This is a genomic window from Cupriavidus sp. HPC(L), from assembly GCF_000307735.3.
GTDB lineage: Bacteria > Pseudomonadota > Gammaproteobacteria > Burkholderiales > Burkholderiaceae > Cupriavidus.
On sequence record NZ_AMPR02000002.1, the window covers coordinates 52,876 to 66,558 of the forward strand.

Below are 13,683 nucleotides of genomic sequence, written 5' to 3' on the forward strand. Positions count from 1 at the left end.
ATATCCGCGTTTACCCGTTGTCAGTGTGCGTTGACAATGGACACTCATACCGTAATACTGGTAAGACCAGTATGCGAACCCGACTCCGAATTGCCATGCCGCTGCTCACCGATTCACTGCCCCTGATCGCGCAACCGCTGACCGCGGACGCCTTCGCGCCGTTTGGCGACATCATCGAAAGCGATGGCCACGCGCCCATCGTCATCAACCAGGGCATGTGTCATCGCTTTCATGACCTTGCCGAAGTCGACGTGTCCTCGAACGACGGACGGCCGCTGATCAATCTGTTCGAGTCGCAGCCCTATGCGCTGCCGCTGGCACTGACCTCGTTCGAGCGGCACCCGCTCGGCAGCCAGGCATTTATTCCGCTGGGGGATGCGCCGTTCCTGGTCGTCGTTGCGCCGCCTGGCGACACGGTGGAACCGCATGCGGTGCGGGCCTTCGTCACCAATGGCCGGCAGGGCGTCAACTATCGGAAGGGCGTGTGGCACCACTCACTGATCGTGACGGAAGGCGTTGCCCGGTTCATCGTGGTGGACCGTGGCGGGCCAGGCAATAACTGCGATGAACTGGAGCTGGCCGGGGGCGCCACGCTGCGGCTGACCTTGTCGCAGACAGAGTTGGAACAGGCATCGGGAACCGAAGCCACGCTGTTCTGAGCTGCCCGCCGTATCGTTGGCCGTAACCCGGGGAAGCGAAAGGCGAAGGGGCCCTCGCCTTTCGCTCCGACGTATTGCGCTACTGATACTGCAGCAAGATATCGAGCTGCTCCGAAACATCCGTCAGCTTGCGCTCCATCACGCGTTTCGCGTCGAGCACGCCTTCGTTGTAGGCCTGCGATCGCACCAGCTTGTACAGCTTCTCGGCAAAGGGGACGACTTCCATATTGCCGACCGATACCTGAAGCTCGCTGTCGAGCAGATCCCGGACTGCGGAAGAAAACTTGATCAGGTCGAAATTGTCGTTTTGCATCGGGCTCATCGGTGTCTCCTCGGTCGAGTTCAGGAATGTAATCCATCGAGCCGAACTGACGGAGCGGGGGCGGTAACCAACCAAGCGCGCCGGACGCCGATGCCCGGTTTCCGGGCCCGTCACGGGGGATATGCGATCATTGGCCGCAATCGCAGAACCCGCTTTCCCCATTCGATGCTGTTGAAGTCTCTTTCCAAAATCCGCCGCTCGCGGACCGATTCGCCACCCGAAGTCTCCATCATCGTCCCCTGCTACAACCAGGCGGCCGTGATCGCCGACACGCTGAAATCGGTGCAGCGCCAGACCTACCGGCACTGGCGCTGCATCGTGGTCGACGACGGCTCCACCGACGATACCGCGCAGCGCGTGCAGGCCTTCGTGCAGAAGGACCGCCGCTTCACCTATATCCGCAAGCAGAACGGCGGCGTGGCGTCGGCGCGCAATCTCGGCATCCGGCTGACTGGCGGCGAATACATCGTGCCGCTCGATGGAGACGACAAGATCCATCCGGACTACCTGCGCCGCGCGATCCGGCATTTCCGCAGCCAGCCGGATACCGCGCTGGTCTACTGCCAGGTCAAGCGATTTGGCGCGAAGAAGGGCAAATGGCGCTTGCCCGAATACAGCTATCAGCGCCTGCGGTTCGAGAACATGATCCACAACTGCGCGGTCTACCCGCGCGCGTTGTACGACCGGACCAGCGGCTATTCCGAAGCGATGAAGCACGGCTTCGAGGACTGGGAGTTCTATATCCGGCTGCTGGATTCCGAAGCGAAGGTGCATCGGATCGATGCGCCGCTGTTCTACTACCGCATCAGCAAGCGTTCGCGAACGACGCAGCAGTTATCGGGCGGCCATGAGCGCGAGTCGTTGGCGACGATCTATCGCAACAATACGGACGTCTATTCGGACGTAGTCGACGATCCGATTACCAGCTTCAAGATGGCGCGCCAGCTGTTCCTGCCGGATGTGGTGCGGCGCTACAAGCGGCAGCGCACGCGCATGCATCTGGGCTATCTGGCGGTGATCGTGCTGCTGGCGGTGCAGGCGTTTGATTGAATGGCGGGGCTGAGAGCCTCTCACGCCGTCGATCTGATTCGTTCCCGGAAACTACAGCGCTGCACCGGGCACGGCCGCAATATCGAACAGACTCCCCCGGAACTCATGGCTGCCGATATGCCCGACCTCGAACCATGGCGCACCATGGATCTTGCCGCCGATGTCTCGCCATCGTTTGCAGAACATCAGATCCTCCGACAGCATGTCGCCGTTCGAAGCCAATACCCCGTTGATAGAACGCCGCCTGCAGTTGCAGCAGCGAATGGGTATAGGAGCCGTAGCATTGATCGTTGTAGATCGGCGATGCCACCAGCACGCTGGCGGGAGGCTGGCTGGAATGGAGTGAGTTCACGACGGTGTGGACGTAGTTCGCCAAGACGCGACACTATATCGGGCTGTTGCGCGCGCGTATGTCCCACCGAATTACCGAGCGGTAACTTCCCGATCAAAAGATGCAGATAGAGGAACCTGTCTTCCCGAGCGGTAACTTGCCAGTGAACGGCGTGGTGATCCGCAATTCGGCCCAGCTAGGTGCCGTCATACGGCAACGTCGCGAGCAGTTTGAGCTGAAGCAAACGGATCTGGCGGGGCTGGGCGGCACCGGCAATCGCTTCATCGTCGATCTCGAGCGCGGCAAGCCGACGGTTCAATTGCAGAAGGTCATCGACCTGATGGACTTGCTGGGGCTTGATGTCGTGGTAAAGCCGAAAACAAGCCCCGGGTGTGGCCGGCTGTCTGGAGCGCCTCAATGGTGATGATGGTGATGATGCGCCCAATGAATATCGTTCGACTCCACGAACGACGCGACCGCATCCTTGTCGCCGGTGGCGTGGCGCATCATTTCACCGCACTTGCAGAAGCCCTGATACGGCGTGATATGCGAGCAGGCGGAGACCTTCTGCAGGTATAGCGTCACGGGCTTGTTGCACTTCTTGCACTTGAAGGTCAGCGTGCGGGCGGGTTTGGGGCTCATGGTGGTATTCGGCAAGCGGAAATTGGCCCGGAGGCGAGGGGCATGATGATACCGCGCCCGCACCAATCGGGTGCGGCGGCCGCGCCCGGTTTGCTACACTGCGCCATCCCCTCCAACACCGTCATTTCACTGGATAAGCCGCATGGCACAGTACGTCTATACGATGAATCGCGTGGGCAAGATCGTTCCGCCCAAGCGTCAGATCCTGAAGGATATTTCGCTGTCGTTTTTCCCCGGTGCCAAGATCGGCGTGCTGGGCCTGAATGGTTCGGGCAAGTCGACCCTGCTCAAGATCATGGCCGGCGTCGACAAGGACATCGAGGGCGAAGCGATCCCGATGCCGAACCTGAATATCGGCTATCTGTCGCAGGAGCCGCAGCTCGATCCCGAGCAGACCGTGCGTGAAGCGGTCGAGGGCGGCCTGGGCGAGGTGTTTGAGGCGCGCAAGAAGCTCGAGGAAATCTACGCGGCTTACGCCGAGCCGGACGCCGACTTCGACCAGCTGGCTGCCGATCAGGCCAAGTACGAGGCGATCCTGGCCGCCAGCGACGGCAACAATGCCGAGCAGCAGCTGGAAGTCGCCGCCGACGCGCTGCGGCTGCCGCCGTGGGACGCCAAGGTCGGTCATCTGTCCGGCGGCGAGAAGCGCCGCGTCGCGCTGTGCCGGCTGCTGCTGTCGCGCCCCGACATGCTGCTGCTCGACGAGCCGACCAACCACCTGGACGCCGAGTCGGTCGAATGGCTCGAGCAGTTCCTGACCCGCTTCCCGGGCACGGTCGTCGCCGTGACCCACGATCGCTACTTCCTCGACAACGCGGCCGAGTGGATCCTGGAACTGGACCGCGGCCACGGCATTCCGTGGAAGGGCAACTACAGCTCGTGGCTCGACCAGAAGGAAAACCGCCTGAAGCAGGAAGAATCCAGCGAGTCGGCGCGGCAGAAGGCGCTGAAGAAGGAGCTGGAATGGGTACGCCAGAATCCGAAGGGCCGGCAGGCCAAGTCGAAGGCGCGTCTGGCGCGCTTCGACGAACTGAACAGCCAGGAATACCAGAAGCGCAACGAAACCCAGGAGATCTTCATTCCGGTCGGCGAGCGGCTCGGCAATGAGGTGATCGAGTTCGAGAACGTGTCGAAGGCCTACGGCGATCGGCTGCTGATCGACAACCTGAGCTTCAAGGTGCCGCCGGGCGCGATCGTCGGCGTGATCGGTCCGAACGGTGCCGGTAAATCGACGCTGTTCCGCATGCTGACCGGCAAGGAACAGCCGGACAGCGGCTCGATCAAGATCGGCCCGACCGTCAAGCTGGCCTATGTCGACCAGAGCCGCGATGCGCTTGACGGCAGCAAGACGGTGTTCGAGGAAATCTCCGGCGGTGCCGACGTGCTGACGGTGGGCCGCTACGAAACGCCGTCGCGTGCCTATATCGGCCGCTTCAACTTCAAGGGCTCGGACCAGCAGAAGCACGTGGGCACGCTGTCGGGCGGCGAACGCGGCCGCCTGCATCTGGCCAAGACGCTGATCGCCGGCGGCAACGTGCTGCTGCTCGACGAGCCGTCCAACGACCTCGACGTCGAAACGCTGCGCGCGCTGGAAGACGCGCTGCTGGAGTTCGCCGGCTGCGTGATGGTGATCTCGCACGATCGCTGGTTCCTGGACCGGATCGCGACGCATATCCTGGCGTTCGAAGGCGACTCGCACGTCGAGTTCTTCGCCGGCAACTATCAGGAATACGAGGCCGACAAGAAGCGCCGTCTGGGCGAGGAAGCGGCCAAGCCGAAGCGCATCCGCTACAAGCCGATCGCTCGTTGAAGCGATAGCGCTTTCCCTCTCCCCCGGCCCCTCTCCCGCCTGGCGGGAGAGGGGAGAACACCAGCAGCGCTCTTAAGTTCATCACGCCTCGCGTCCGGCTTCCCCGAAGATCGCCAGCGCTTGCGATCATCATCACGGCTCGCGTCCGGCTTCCCCGAAGATCGGCAGCGCTCGCGATCATCATCACGGCTCGCGTCCGGCTCCCCCGAAGATCGGCAGCGCTTGCGATCATCATCACGGGTCGCGTCCGGCACCCCTCTCCCACTTGTGGGAGAGGGGTGGGGGAGAGGGCAGGCGGTTATCCTGGCGAGACCGTTCGCGCGTAAATCCAGTCAGCTTCCCGCGCGCCCCGCCTTCTCGCGATACCGCTGCCGCAATTCATTCTTCAGCACCTTGCCGGCGGCCGACAGCGGCAGCCCATCGACATAGGCGAAACTGCGCGGGCACTTGTAGCCCGCCAGCCGCTCGCGGCACCACTGCGTCAGCTCGTCCGACAGCGCGGCGTCGTCCGGCGGCGCCAACGAAGCACTGTCCTCCACGACCACCACCGCATGCACGCGCTCGCCCCAGCGGGCATCGGGCACGCCGATCACGGCGGCCTGCGCGACGCGCGGATGGCCGCGCAGCGCGGTCTCGACCTCCGCCGAGTAGATGTTCTCGCCGCCCGAAATGATCATGTCCTTGAGCCGGTCCGCAATGAACAGATAGCCGTCCTCGTCCATCCAGCCGCCATCGCCGGTGTGCAGCCAGCCGTCGCGCAGCGCTTGCGCGGTGGCGTCCGGCTGGTTCCAGTAGCCGCGCATCACCATCGGCCCGCGCACGACGATCTCGCCGACGGTGCCGCGCGGCACTTCGTTGCCTTGCGGATCGATGACGCGGATCTCGGCGCCAAGGCCGGCGCGGCCAACCGAATGCCGGTGCCGCTCGGCGCCGGCACCCGGACGATGATTGGCCGGCGGATTGATGCAGACCGCGGCGGCGGTCTCGGTCATGCCGTAGGCCTGGAAGAACTCGGCGTTGGGCCAGGCCTCGAGCGCGCGCGCCAGCAGGTCCGGCGGCATCGGGGCAGCGCCGAAGGCGATGCGGTTCAGGCTCTGCAGCCGCGCCGCGTCGAAGCCGGGATGATCGAGCAGCGACTGCAGCATGGTCGGCACCACGATGATGTCGGAGATCCGATGCGTCTCGATGGCCGACAGCAAGATGTCTGCCCGAAACTGCGGCAGCGTCACGCAGCTACCGCCGGCGATCAGCTGTCCGATCAGCCGGCCCAGCCCGGCGACATGGAAGAGCGGCGCGACCAGCAGCGATACGCTGTCCGGCGCGTTATTCAGCTCCGCGGCGCGTGCAATCGATGCCGCCCAGAAGTTTGCATGCGACAGCATCACGCCCTTGGCACGGCCCGTGGTGCCGCCGGTGTAGAGGATCGCGGCCAGCGCATCGCCCCCGGTCCGCGTGTCGTCGAGCGGCTCGAATCCATCCGCCGCTTCGGCGTCGGCAAGGAAGGTCTCGATCGGTATCACCGTGGCCAGGTCGCCGAGTTCTTCCGCCATCGCGGTCAGCTGGCCATCCGGCAGCAGCAGGCGCGCACCGCAGTCGTCCACCGCATGGCGAAGCTCGTGCACGGTCCACCGCGTATTGAGCGGACACGCCACCGCGCCGCGCCACCAGCACGCCACCAGCATCGCGATCAGGCCGTCGCCGTTCTGTGCGAGCAGTGCCACGCGGTCGCCGCTGCCGATGCCGTGGCGCTTCAACGCCGCGGCGGCAAGCGCGACGCGCGTACCCAGTGCAGCGAAGTCGGTGGTGCGCGGCTGGCCGTCTTCGACATGGCAGATCGCGGTCTTGCGGGGATGGCGCTGTATCGCGCGGTGCAGTCCCTGGGTCAGGTACATCGCGTGGGCCTTCGTAGCGGACGACGGTTCAGGCCTGCTGAAGCGGCTTGTCGACACGGCCGGCGCCGGCTTCGTCAAGCGCTGCCGTCTCGGCGGCGCGGCACTGCTCCGCCTGGATCTCCCGCCACAGCACCTTGCCCGTACCTGACTTCGGCAGCGCACTGCGGAACTCGACGGCCCGTGGCGTCTTGTAAGCCGCCATCCGCTCGCGGCACCACGCGATCAGCTCGGCAGGCTCCAGCGTCGCTCCCGGCTTGAGCACGACCACCGCCTTCACCGACTCGCCTTGCCGCCGGTCCGGCACCGCGACGATGCAGGCCTCGTGGATCGCCGGATGCTGGTACAGCATGGTCTCGACCTCGGCGGGCCAGACCTTGTAGCCGCTGACATTGATCATGCGCTTGAGGCGATCGCGCATGAAGAAGTAGCCTTCGTCGTCGACGCTGGCCAGGTCGCCGGTGCGAAAGAAGCGTTTGCCGTCGCGCTCGAAGAACGACTCGCGGTTCGCGGCCTCGTCGTTCCAGTAGCCGAGCATCAACTGCTCGCCGCTGGTCACCAGCTCGCCGACCTCGCCCGGCGCCAGTGGCGCCAGCGTAGCCGGGTCGACGATTCGCGAATCGACGCCGAAGGCCGGAATGCCGAGGCACTGGCGCTTGGGGCGGTGCAGCGGATTGCAGTGCAGGAAGGAGGCGGTCTCGGTCATGCCATAGCCTTCGATATAGCCGAGGTCGAAGCGGGACTTCAGCATCGCGGCCACTGCCTCCGGCATCGCGGCCCCGCCGCCGTTCAGCAGCGTCAGGCTGGACAGGTCGCGCGCGCTCGCTTCCGGGTGCGCGAAAAAGTCGATCAGCATCGCTGGCGGCGCGCCCCAGGTCGTCACGCGATAGCGCTCGATCAGGCGGGCCGCGGTGGCGGCATCCCAGCGCGGCAGCATCACCACCGTCGCGCCGATCGCGATCGGCATCAGCATCGCGTTCTGCATGCCGAGCAGATGGAACAGCGGCGCCACGCCCATCGCCACCGCTTCGGCATGCAGGCCGCGCCAGAGCACCGCGGAGAAGGTCGAGGCCAGCAGCGTGCGATGGGTATGCATGCAGCCCTTCGGATGGCCGGTGGTGCCCGAGGTGTAGGGCAACACGCAGAGATCGTCCGGGCTGGCTCGCACATCGGGCGCGGGCAGCGCGGCGTCCAGTGCATCGCCCCAGTAGGTCAGGCGCGCATCACGGAGCGCGGCGCGCGGGGCGCGCACCCAGTCGGGCAGGTCCAGATCGGTATCGGCATCGATGGCGTCGGCATAGTTGTGCACCAGCACATGGCGCAACCGGTCGCTCGCCAGCGCGGGCTGCAGTGCCGGCAGCAGTTCCTGCGCCACCAGCGCGACCTGCGCGCCGCTGTCGCGCAGATAATGGTCGAGCTCGTTGGCGGTACACATCGCATTGACCGGGACCACCACCGCACCGCAGCGGACGATCGCATGGAAGGCAACGACGAACTGCGGGCAGTTCTGGCTCATCAGCAGCACGCGCTCGCCGGGCCGCACGCCGCCATGGCGATGCAGATGGCCGGCCAGCGCCTCGGTCTGGCGGCGCAGTTCGGCATAGCTCAGCGCACGGCCGTAGAAGACGATCGCCGGCTTGTCGGGATAGCGGTCGGCCTGCACCGACAGGTTGTGGCACAGCGTGACGCGCGGCACGCGGATGCGGTGCGGCAGTCCACGCGGCCAGCTGCCGAACCACGCCGCCTGCTCCGATTGGCTCGTTGGGAATACTGCAGAAGGCACTGCTTCGAATGTCATGCCTGCTGGTCTCCTGTCGTTGATCCGGCGGTCGCTCTGCGGCGACGCGCACCAGTCGCCCGATGCGCCGATCCCTCAGTCTTCCATCGCCCGCGCCACGATTTCCTTCATCACCTCGTTGGCGCCGCCATAGATGCGGCCCACGCGCGCATCGGTGTACATCCGCGCGATCGGGTACTCGTTCATGTAGCCGTAGCCGCCATGCAGCTGCAGGCATTCGTCGATGACCTGGCACAGCGTCTGCGTGCTCCACCACTTGGCCATCGCGGCGGTCGGCACATCGAGCTCGCCGCGCTGCAGCCGGCCGATGCAGTCGTCGACGAAGCTGCGCGCGATGGTCGCATGGGTCTGGCACTCGGCGAGCTTGAAGCGCGTGTTCTGCATCGCCATCAGCGGTTCGCCGAACACCTGGCGCTGCGTGACATAGGCGACGGTATCGTCGACCGCCCGCTGCATCGTCGCCGCGGCGCCGATCGCGATCAGCAGCCGCTCGCGCGGCAACTGCTGCATCAGCTGCCGAAAACCGCGGCCTTCCTCGTTGCCGAGCAGGTTTTCGGCCGGCACCATCACGCCGTCGAAGAACAGCTCGACGGTGTCCTGGCCGCGCTGGCCGATCTTGTCGAGCAGCCGGCCGCGCTGGAAGCCAGGCAGGTCGCGCGTTTCGATCATCAGCAGCGACACGCCGCTGGCGCGCGCATCGGGATCGGTCTTGACCGCCAGGCAGATCAGGTCCGCGTGCCAGCCGTTGGTGATGAAGGTCTTGGCGCCGTTGACCAGATAGTGCCGGCCGTCGCTGCTGAGGATCGCCGTGGTCTTGATCCGTTGCAGGTCGGTGCCCGCGCCGGGCTCCGTCATGCCGATCGCCGCGACCATCTCGCCGCGGGCCATCGCCGGCAGCCAGCGCTGCTTCTGCGCCTCGCTGCCGTAGGCCAGCAGATAGTGGGCGACGATGCCGCTGTGCACGTTGATGCTGAAGCTGGTGACCAGCGCGCGCTGCTGCTCCTCGCAGATCACCGCCTCGTGCAGGAAGGTGCCGCCGCCTCCGCCGTAGGCCTCGGGAATGCCCGTGCACAACAGGCCAACCTCGCCGGCGCGCCGCCAGATGTCGCGGTCGCAATGCTTCTGCTCGACCCACGCGCACTGGCGCGGCACGCATTCGGTCTCGAAGAAGCGCCGCGCGGTATCGCGCAGCAGCTGCAGTTCGCTGTCCATCCACGGACGCGGCGCATGCTGGATCGTCATGGCGGGATCCGGTGAACGTTACGGGCGTCCGCCGCCGCAGACCAGCACCTGGCCGCTGACGTAGTTGGACTCGGGAATGCAGAACAGGTAGACCGCGCCGGCCGCTTCCTCGGGCGTGCCGCCGCGCCCCAGCGGAATCATCGCCTCGGCGTTCTTCAGGATCTGCGGATTGACGCCGACCTTGATCCTGCGGCCGGCGATGTCGATGCTGGCATCGGCCTGCGCATCGGCCTCGGTCAGCCGCGTCTTGATCAGGCCGAACGCGATGCTGTTGACGTTGACCTTGTAACGGCCCCATTCCTTGGCCATCGCCCGTGTCAGGCCGTTGATGCCGGCCTTGGCCGCGGCGTAGTTGGCCTGCCCGGCGTTGCCATAGACGCCCGAGGTCGACGAGATATTGACGACCTTGCGGAACACCGGCGTGCCGCGCTCGGCCTCCTGCCTGGCCGCCTCGCGAATGAAGCCGGACGCGGCGCGCAGGATGCGGAACGGCGCGGTCAGGTGCACGGCCAGGATGTCCTCCCACTGCTCGTCGCTCATCTTCTGGATCACGTTGTCCCAGGTATAGCCGGCGTTGTTGACGATGATGTCCAGGCCGCCGAACTGGTCGAGCGCGGTATTGACGAAGCGGTCGGCAAAGCCCGCCTCGGTCACGCTGCCGACGCAGGCCGCCGCCTTGCCGCCGCTCGCACGGATGGCCTCCACCACCTCCAGCGCCGGTGCCTCGTCGAGATCGTTGACGACCACGCGCGCGCCTTCGGATGCGAGCTTCAGCGCGATCTCGCGGCCGATGCCGCGTCCCGAGCCGGATACCAGTGCCACCTTGTCCTGCAGCTTGCTCATGCCGATCGTCTCCTCGCTGTTCGTTGTGCTGTGGTCGTCCGGTACGCGCTGTCGCGCGCTTCAGGGCAGCGCCACCACGGCGTCGCCGGCCACCTTGACCTCGCCGTTCTGGTCCACGGTGCTTAGTTCGATCCGCACGCGCTTCTCGCCGTGCGTCTCGATCTTCTCGACCACGGTGCCGCGGCAGGTCAGGCGGTCTCCCACGTGCGTGATCGCGACGAAGCGCACGCCGAAGTCGCGCAGCGCGCTCTGCGAGACCCAGTTGGTCAGCAGCCGGCCGAGATAGGCCATCGACAGCATGCCGTGCGCGAACACATCGGGCTGGCCGGCGGCGTGCGCGAAGTCGGTGTCGACGTGGATCGGGTTGTGGTCGCCTGAGGCGCCGCAATAGATCGCCAGCGTCAGCCGCGAGATCGGTTCCGTCTCGAAGGCGGGCAGGGCATCGCCGACCTGCAGGGCGTCGTAGCGCAGCGTTGTCATCGGTCCGGCTCCCTTATCCATGGCGCATCACCGTGACCGTGCGAAGATCGGCGACATGCGCGCCATGCTGGTTGCTGACGCGCGTGCGGCGCACGACGAATTCGAGCGCGCCGCCCTTCTTTTCATAGATGTCCTCGATGCATTGCTCGAAGGTCAGCCGGTCGCCGGCATACGCCATCGCGTGATAGGTGAAGTGCTGCTCGCCATGCAGCAGCCGGCGATAGTCCAGGCCCAGCAGCTCGCGGATCGCCGCCGGGTTGGGCGCGTCCATCTCCAGGCAGAACAGGAAGGTCGGCGGCACCGGCAGCGCCGGATGGCCGGCGTCGTGCGCGGCGGCTTCGTCGGTGTAGACCGGGTCGTGCTGGCCGGTGGCCTTGGCGAACAGGCGCAGCCGGCCTGCCTCCACCGGCACGGTGAACGGCGCCATCCGGTGCCCGATGTATTGGCGATCGATCATCGTTCAGGCCGCCTGATACAGCGTCACCACGCAGGCGCCGCCGAGTCCGAGGTTGTGCTGCAGCGCGAGGCGCGCGCCTTCGACCTGGCGCTGGTCGGCCTGGCCGCGCAGCTGCCAGGTCAGCTCGGCGCACTGCGCGAGGCCGGTGGCGCCCAGCGGATGACCCTTCGACAGCAGCCCGCCGGAGGGGTTGGTCACCACGCGGCCGCCATAGGTGTTGTTGCCCTCGACAATGAATTTCTCGGCGGTGCCCTCGGGCGTCAGGCCCAGCGCCTCGTAGGTGATCAGCTCGTTCGCGGTGAAGCAATCGTGGAGCTCCACCACGTCGATGTCCTCGGGGCCGATGCCGGCCATCTCGTAGACCTGTGCGGCGGCGGCGCGGCTCATGTCGTAGCCGACCAGTTGGCGCATGTCCCGCTGTGCGAAGGTGCTCGGCGTATCGGTGGTCATCGCCTGCGCGGCGATGGTCACGCGCATGTCGAGGCCGTGGCGGCGCGCGAAGTCCTCCGAGCACAGGATCGCCGCCGCGGCGCCGCAGGTCGGCGGGCAGCATTGCAGCCGCGTCAGCGGTTCGAACACCATGGGCGCCGCCATCACCTCGTCGAGCGTCACGGTATCGCGGAACACCGCCAGCGGATTGCGCGCGGCATGCTGGCGGGCCTTGACCGAGATGCGCGCGAAGGTGTCGGGGCGGATGCCGTGCTGGCGGATGTAGTCGCGTCCCGCGCCGCCGAAGAACTGCGCGGCACGCGGCGCGTCGGCGTCGAAGCCCTGCAGCTCGCCCATGGTCTGGGCGAAGCGCGCCAGCGGCGACGGGCGATCATCGTAGGCACCCTTGAGCGCGCCCGGCACCATCTGCTCGAAGCCCAGCGCGATCGCGCATTCGACCGCGCCGGTCTGCACCGCCTGGCGCGCCAGGAACAGCGCGCTGGATCCGCTCGAGCAGTTGTTGTTCAGGTTGAAGACCGGGATGCCGGTCAGGCCGACGCGATAGATCGCCGCCTGGCCCGCGGTCGAATCGCCGTACACATAGCTGACGTAGGCCTGCTGCACCGCGTCGTACGGCACGCCGGCATCGTCGAGCGCCAGGCGCGCGGCCTGCTCGCCCATGACCAGATAGGGCTCGCTCCTGCCCGGCTTGCTGAAGGGAATCATGCCGACACCGGCGACATGGACGTTGCGTGTCATGGTCTGGTCCTCGTTGTTTGCCTGCTGCGTGGTCCCACGTTGCCGCCGGCCTTATTGCAGCTTGACGCCGATCTGGCTCAGGAACACCTTCTCGCGCGCGAACTGGTCGATCGCGTACTGGCGATACTCGGCGCTGCTCATGTACATGTCGACCTGGTCATAGTCGGCCAGCATGCGTTGATAGTCGGAGTCGCGCATCGCCTTGCGCAGCGCGTCGTGCAGCGTCTTCAGAACGGCGGGCTCCATGCCCTTGGGCGCGACGATGCCGACCGGCGAATTGACCGTGATGTCGTAGCCCAGCTCCTTCAGCGTCGGCACATTGGGGCGCCGCGGCAGCCGCGCGTTGCCGAGCGTGGCCAGCAGCCGTGCCTTGCCGCCGTCGACCAGCGCGCCCCAGCCGGGGTCGGAGATCACGTCGAGATGCCCGCCGAGCAGCGCGGTGGTTTCCTCGGCCATGCCCTTGAAGGGAATGAAGTTGAACTTGACGCCGGCGGCGCGCGCGAGCCGTTCCATCGCCACGTGGCCGCCGCTGCCGATGCCGGTCGAGCCGTAGCTGATCTGGCCGGGCCGCGCCTTCGCATCGGCGAACAGGTCCTGCAGCGTTTTCCACGGCGCGTCGGCGCGCACCACCAGCCCGTTGGTGTAGCCGGTCAGGCAAATCACATAGGTGAAGTCGCTGAGCGGATCGAAATTGACCTTCTGAAGATGCGGCAGGCGGAACAGCGTCGCGGGGGCGACCGAGAACGTGTAGCCGTCGGGTGCCGCGCTGCGCGCCATCGCGGCAGGGCCCATGGTGCCGGCGACGCCCGGCTGATTGACCACCACCACCTGTTGGCCCATCTCCTTCGACAGCGCGTGCGCCAGCGCGCGCATCTGCACGTCGGTGGCGCCGCCGGGCGGGAACGGCATGATCATCGTCAGCGTACGCGAGGGATAGGACTCCGGCTTCGCCAGCGCGCCGGCGGGCCAGGG

The 13,683-nt window shown here is 66.3% G+C and carries 15 protein-coding genes; 4 read left to right on the top strand and 11 right to left on the bottom strand.

Annotated elements, in window-relative coordinates:
• Positions 1 to 95: 95 nt before the first annotated feature.
• Positions 96 to 659 carry an ureidoglycolate lyase gene (locus B551_RS00865; protein WP_006575798.1) on the top strand — a complete coding sequence of 188 codons (564 nt, stop codon included), beginning with the start codon at positions 96 to 98 and terminating at the stop codon, positions 657 to 659.
• Between the two features lie 79 nt (positions 660 to 738).
• On the opposite strand, the gene B551_RS00870 is transcribed toward B551_RS00865, so the two are convergent.
• Complete coding sequence (locus B551_RS00870) at positions 739 to 981, bottom strand: DUF2164 family protein (protein ID WP_006575799.1); 243 nt, start codon at positions 979 to 981, stop codon at positions 739 to 741.
• 171 nt (positions 982 to 1,152) lie between these two features.
• Here B551_RS00870 and B551_RS00875 point away from each other — a divergent pair, with 171 nt between their 5' ends.
• The gene (locus B551_RS00875; protein ID WP_172682426.1) at positions 1,153 to 2,031 is read left to right on the top strand and encodes a glycosyltransferase; all 879 of its coding nucleotides are present in this window, start codon (positions 1,153 to 1,155) and stop codon (positions 2,029 to 2,031) included.
• A gap of 51 nt (positions 2,032 to 2,082) precedes the next feature.
• Here the strand turns inward: B551_RS00875 and B551_RS25940 are convergent, their stop codons facing one another.
• On the bottom strand, positions 2,083 to 2,235 hold the full coding sequence (locus B551_RS25940) for a hypothetical protein (RefSeq protein WP_023263303.1): 153 nt from the start codon (positions 2,233 to 2,235) through the stop codon (positions 2,083 to 2,085).
• Positions 2,236 to 2,483: 248 nt separating this feature from the next.
• Between B551_RS25940 and B551_RS25435 the strand changes: the two genes are divergently transcribed.
• Positions 2,484 to 2,786 (top strand): helix-turn-helix transcriptional regulator, encoded by a 303-nt coding sequence (locus B551_RS25435; protein WP_006575802.1) that lies wholly within the window; start codon positions 2,484 to 2,486, stop codon positions 2,784 to 2,786.
• On the opposite strand, the gene B551_RS00885 is transcribed toward B551_RS25435, so the two are convergent.
• Positions 2,777 to 3,004 carry a hypothetical protein gene (locus tag B551_RS00885; protein WP_006575803.1) on the bottom strand — a complete coding sequence of 76 codons (228 nt, stop codon included), beginning with the start codon at positions 3,002 to 3,004 and terminating at the stop codon, positions 2,777 to 2,779. The two genes, B551_RS25435 and B551_RS00885, sit on opposite strands and share 10 nt — an antisense overlap.
• 142 nt (positions 3,005 to 3,146) lie before the next feature.
• On the opposite strand from B551_RS00885, the gene ettA reads away from it, so the two are divergent.
• Positions 3,147 to 4,814 (top strand): energy-dependent translational throttle protein EttA, encoded by a 1,668-nt coding sequence (gene ettA, locus B551_RS00890; RefSeq protein WP_006575804.1) that lies wholly within the window; start codon positions 3,147 to 3,149, stop codon positions 4,812 to 4,814.
• A 332-nt stretch (positions 4,815 to 5,146) separates the two neighbouring features.
• On the opposite strand, the gene B551_RS00895 is transcribed toward ettA, so the two are convergent.
• From B551_RS00895 to B551_RS00930, 8 genes are all read right to left on the bottom strand, one after another.
• Positions 5,147 to 6,706, bottom strand: a complete 1,560-nt coding sequence (locus B551_RS00895) for a class I adenylate-forming enzyme family protein (protein WP_006575805.1) — start codon at positions 6,704 to 6,706, stop codon at positions 5,147 to 5,149.
• A gap of 28 nt (positions 6,707 to 6,734) precedes the next feature.
• Entirely contained in the window at positions 6,735 to 8,501 is a 1,767-nt protein-coding gene (locus tag B551_RS00900) for a long-chain-fatty-acid--CoA ligase (RefSeq protein WP_006575806.1), read from the bottom strand.
• A 75-nt stretch (positions 8,502 to 8,576) separates the two neighbouring features.
• Positions 8,577 to 9,743 carry an acyl-CoA dehydrogenase family protein gene (locus tag B551_RS00905; RefSeq protein WP_006575807.1) on the bottom strand — a complete coding sequence of 389 codons (1,167 nt, stop codon included), beginning with the start codon at positions 9,741 to 9,743 and terminating at the stop codon, positions 8,577 to 8,579.
• 18 nt (positions 9,744 to 9,761) lie between these two features.
• A complete protein-coding gene (locus B551_RS00910) occupies positions 9,762 to 10,586 on the bottom strand; it encodes an SDR family NAD(P)-dependent oxidoreductase (RefSeq protein WP_006575808.1) in 825 nt (274 codons plus the stop codon).
• A 60-nt stretch (positions 10,587 to 10,646) separates the two neighbouring features.
• A complete protein-coding gene (locus tag B551_RS00915; protein WP_006575809.1) occupies positions 10,647 to 11,066 on the bottom strand; it encodes a MaoC family dehydratase in 420 nt (139 codons plus the stop codon).
• A gap of 13 nt (positions 11,067 to 11,079) precedes the next feature.
• On the bottom strand, positions 11,080 to 11,523 hold the full coding sequence (locus B551_RS00920) for a MaoC family dehydratase N-terminal domain-containing protein (protein WP_006575810.1): 444 nt from the start codon (positions 11,521 to 11,523) through the stop codon (positions 11,080 to 11,082).
• A gap of 3 nt (positions 11,524 to 11,526) precedes the next feature.
• Entirely contained in the window at positions 11,527 to 12,711 is a 1,185-nt protein-coding gene (locus tag B551_RS00925) for a lipid-transfer protein (RefSeq protein ID WP_006575811.1), read from the bottom strand.
• 51 nt (positions 12,712 to 12,762) lie between these two features.
• On the bottom strand, positions 12,763 to 13,683 hold a 921-nt coding region (locus B551_RS00930), incomplete at its 5' end, for a tripartite tricarboxylate transporter substrate binding protein (protein WP_023263304.1).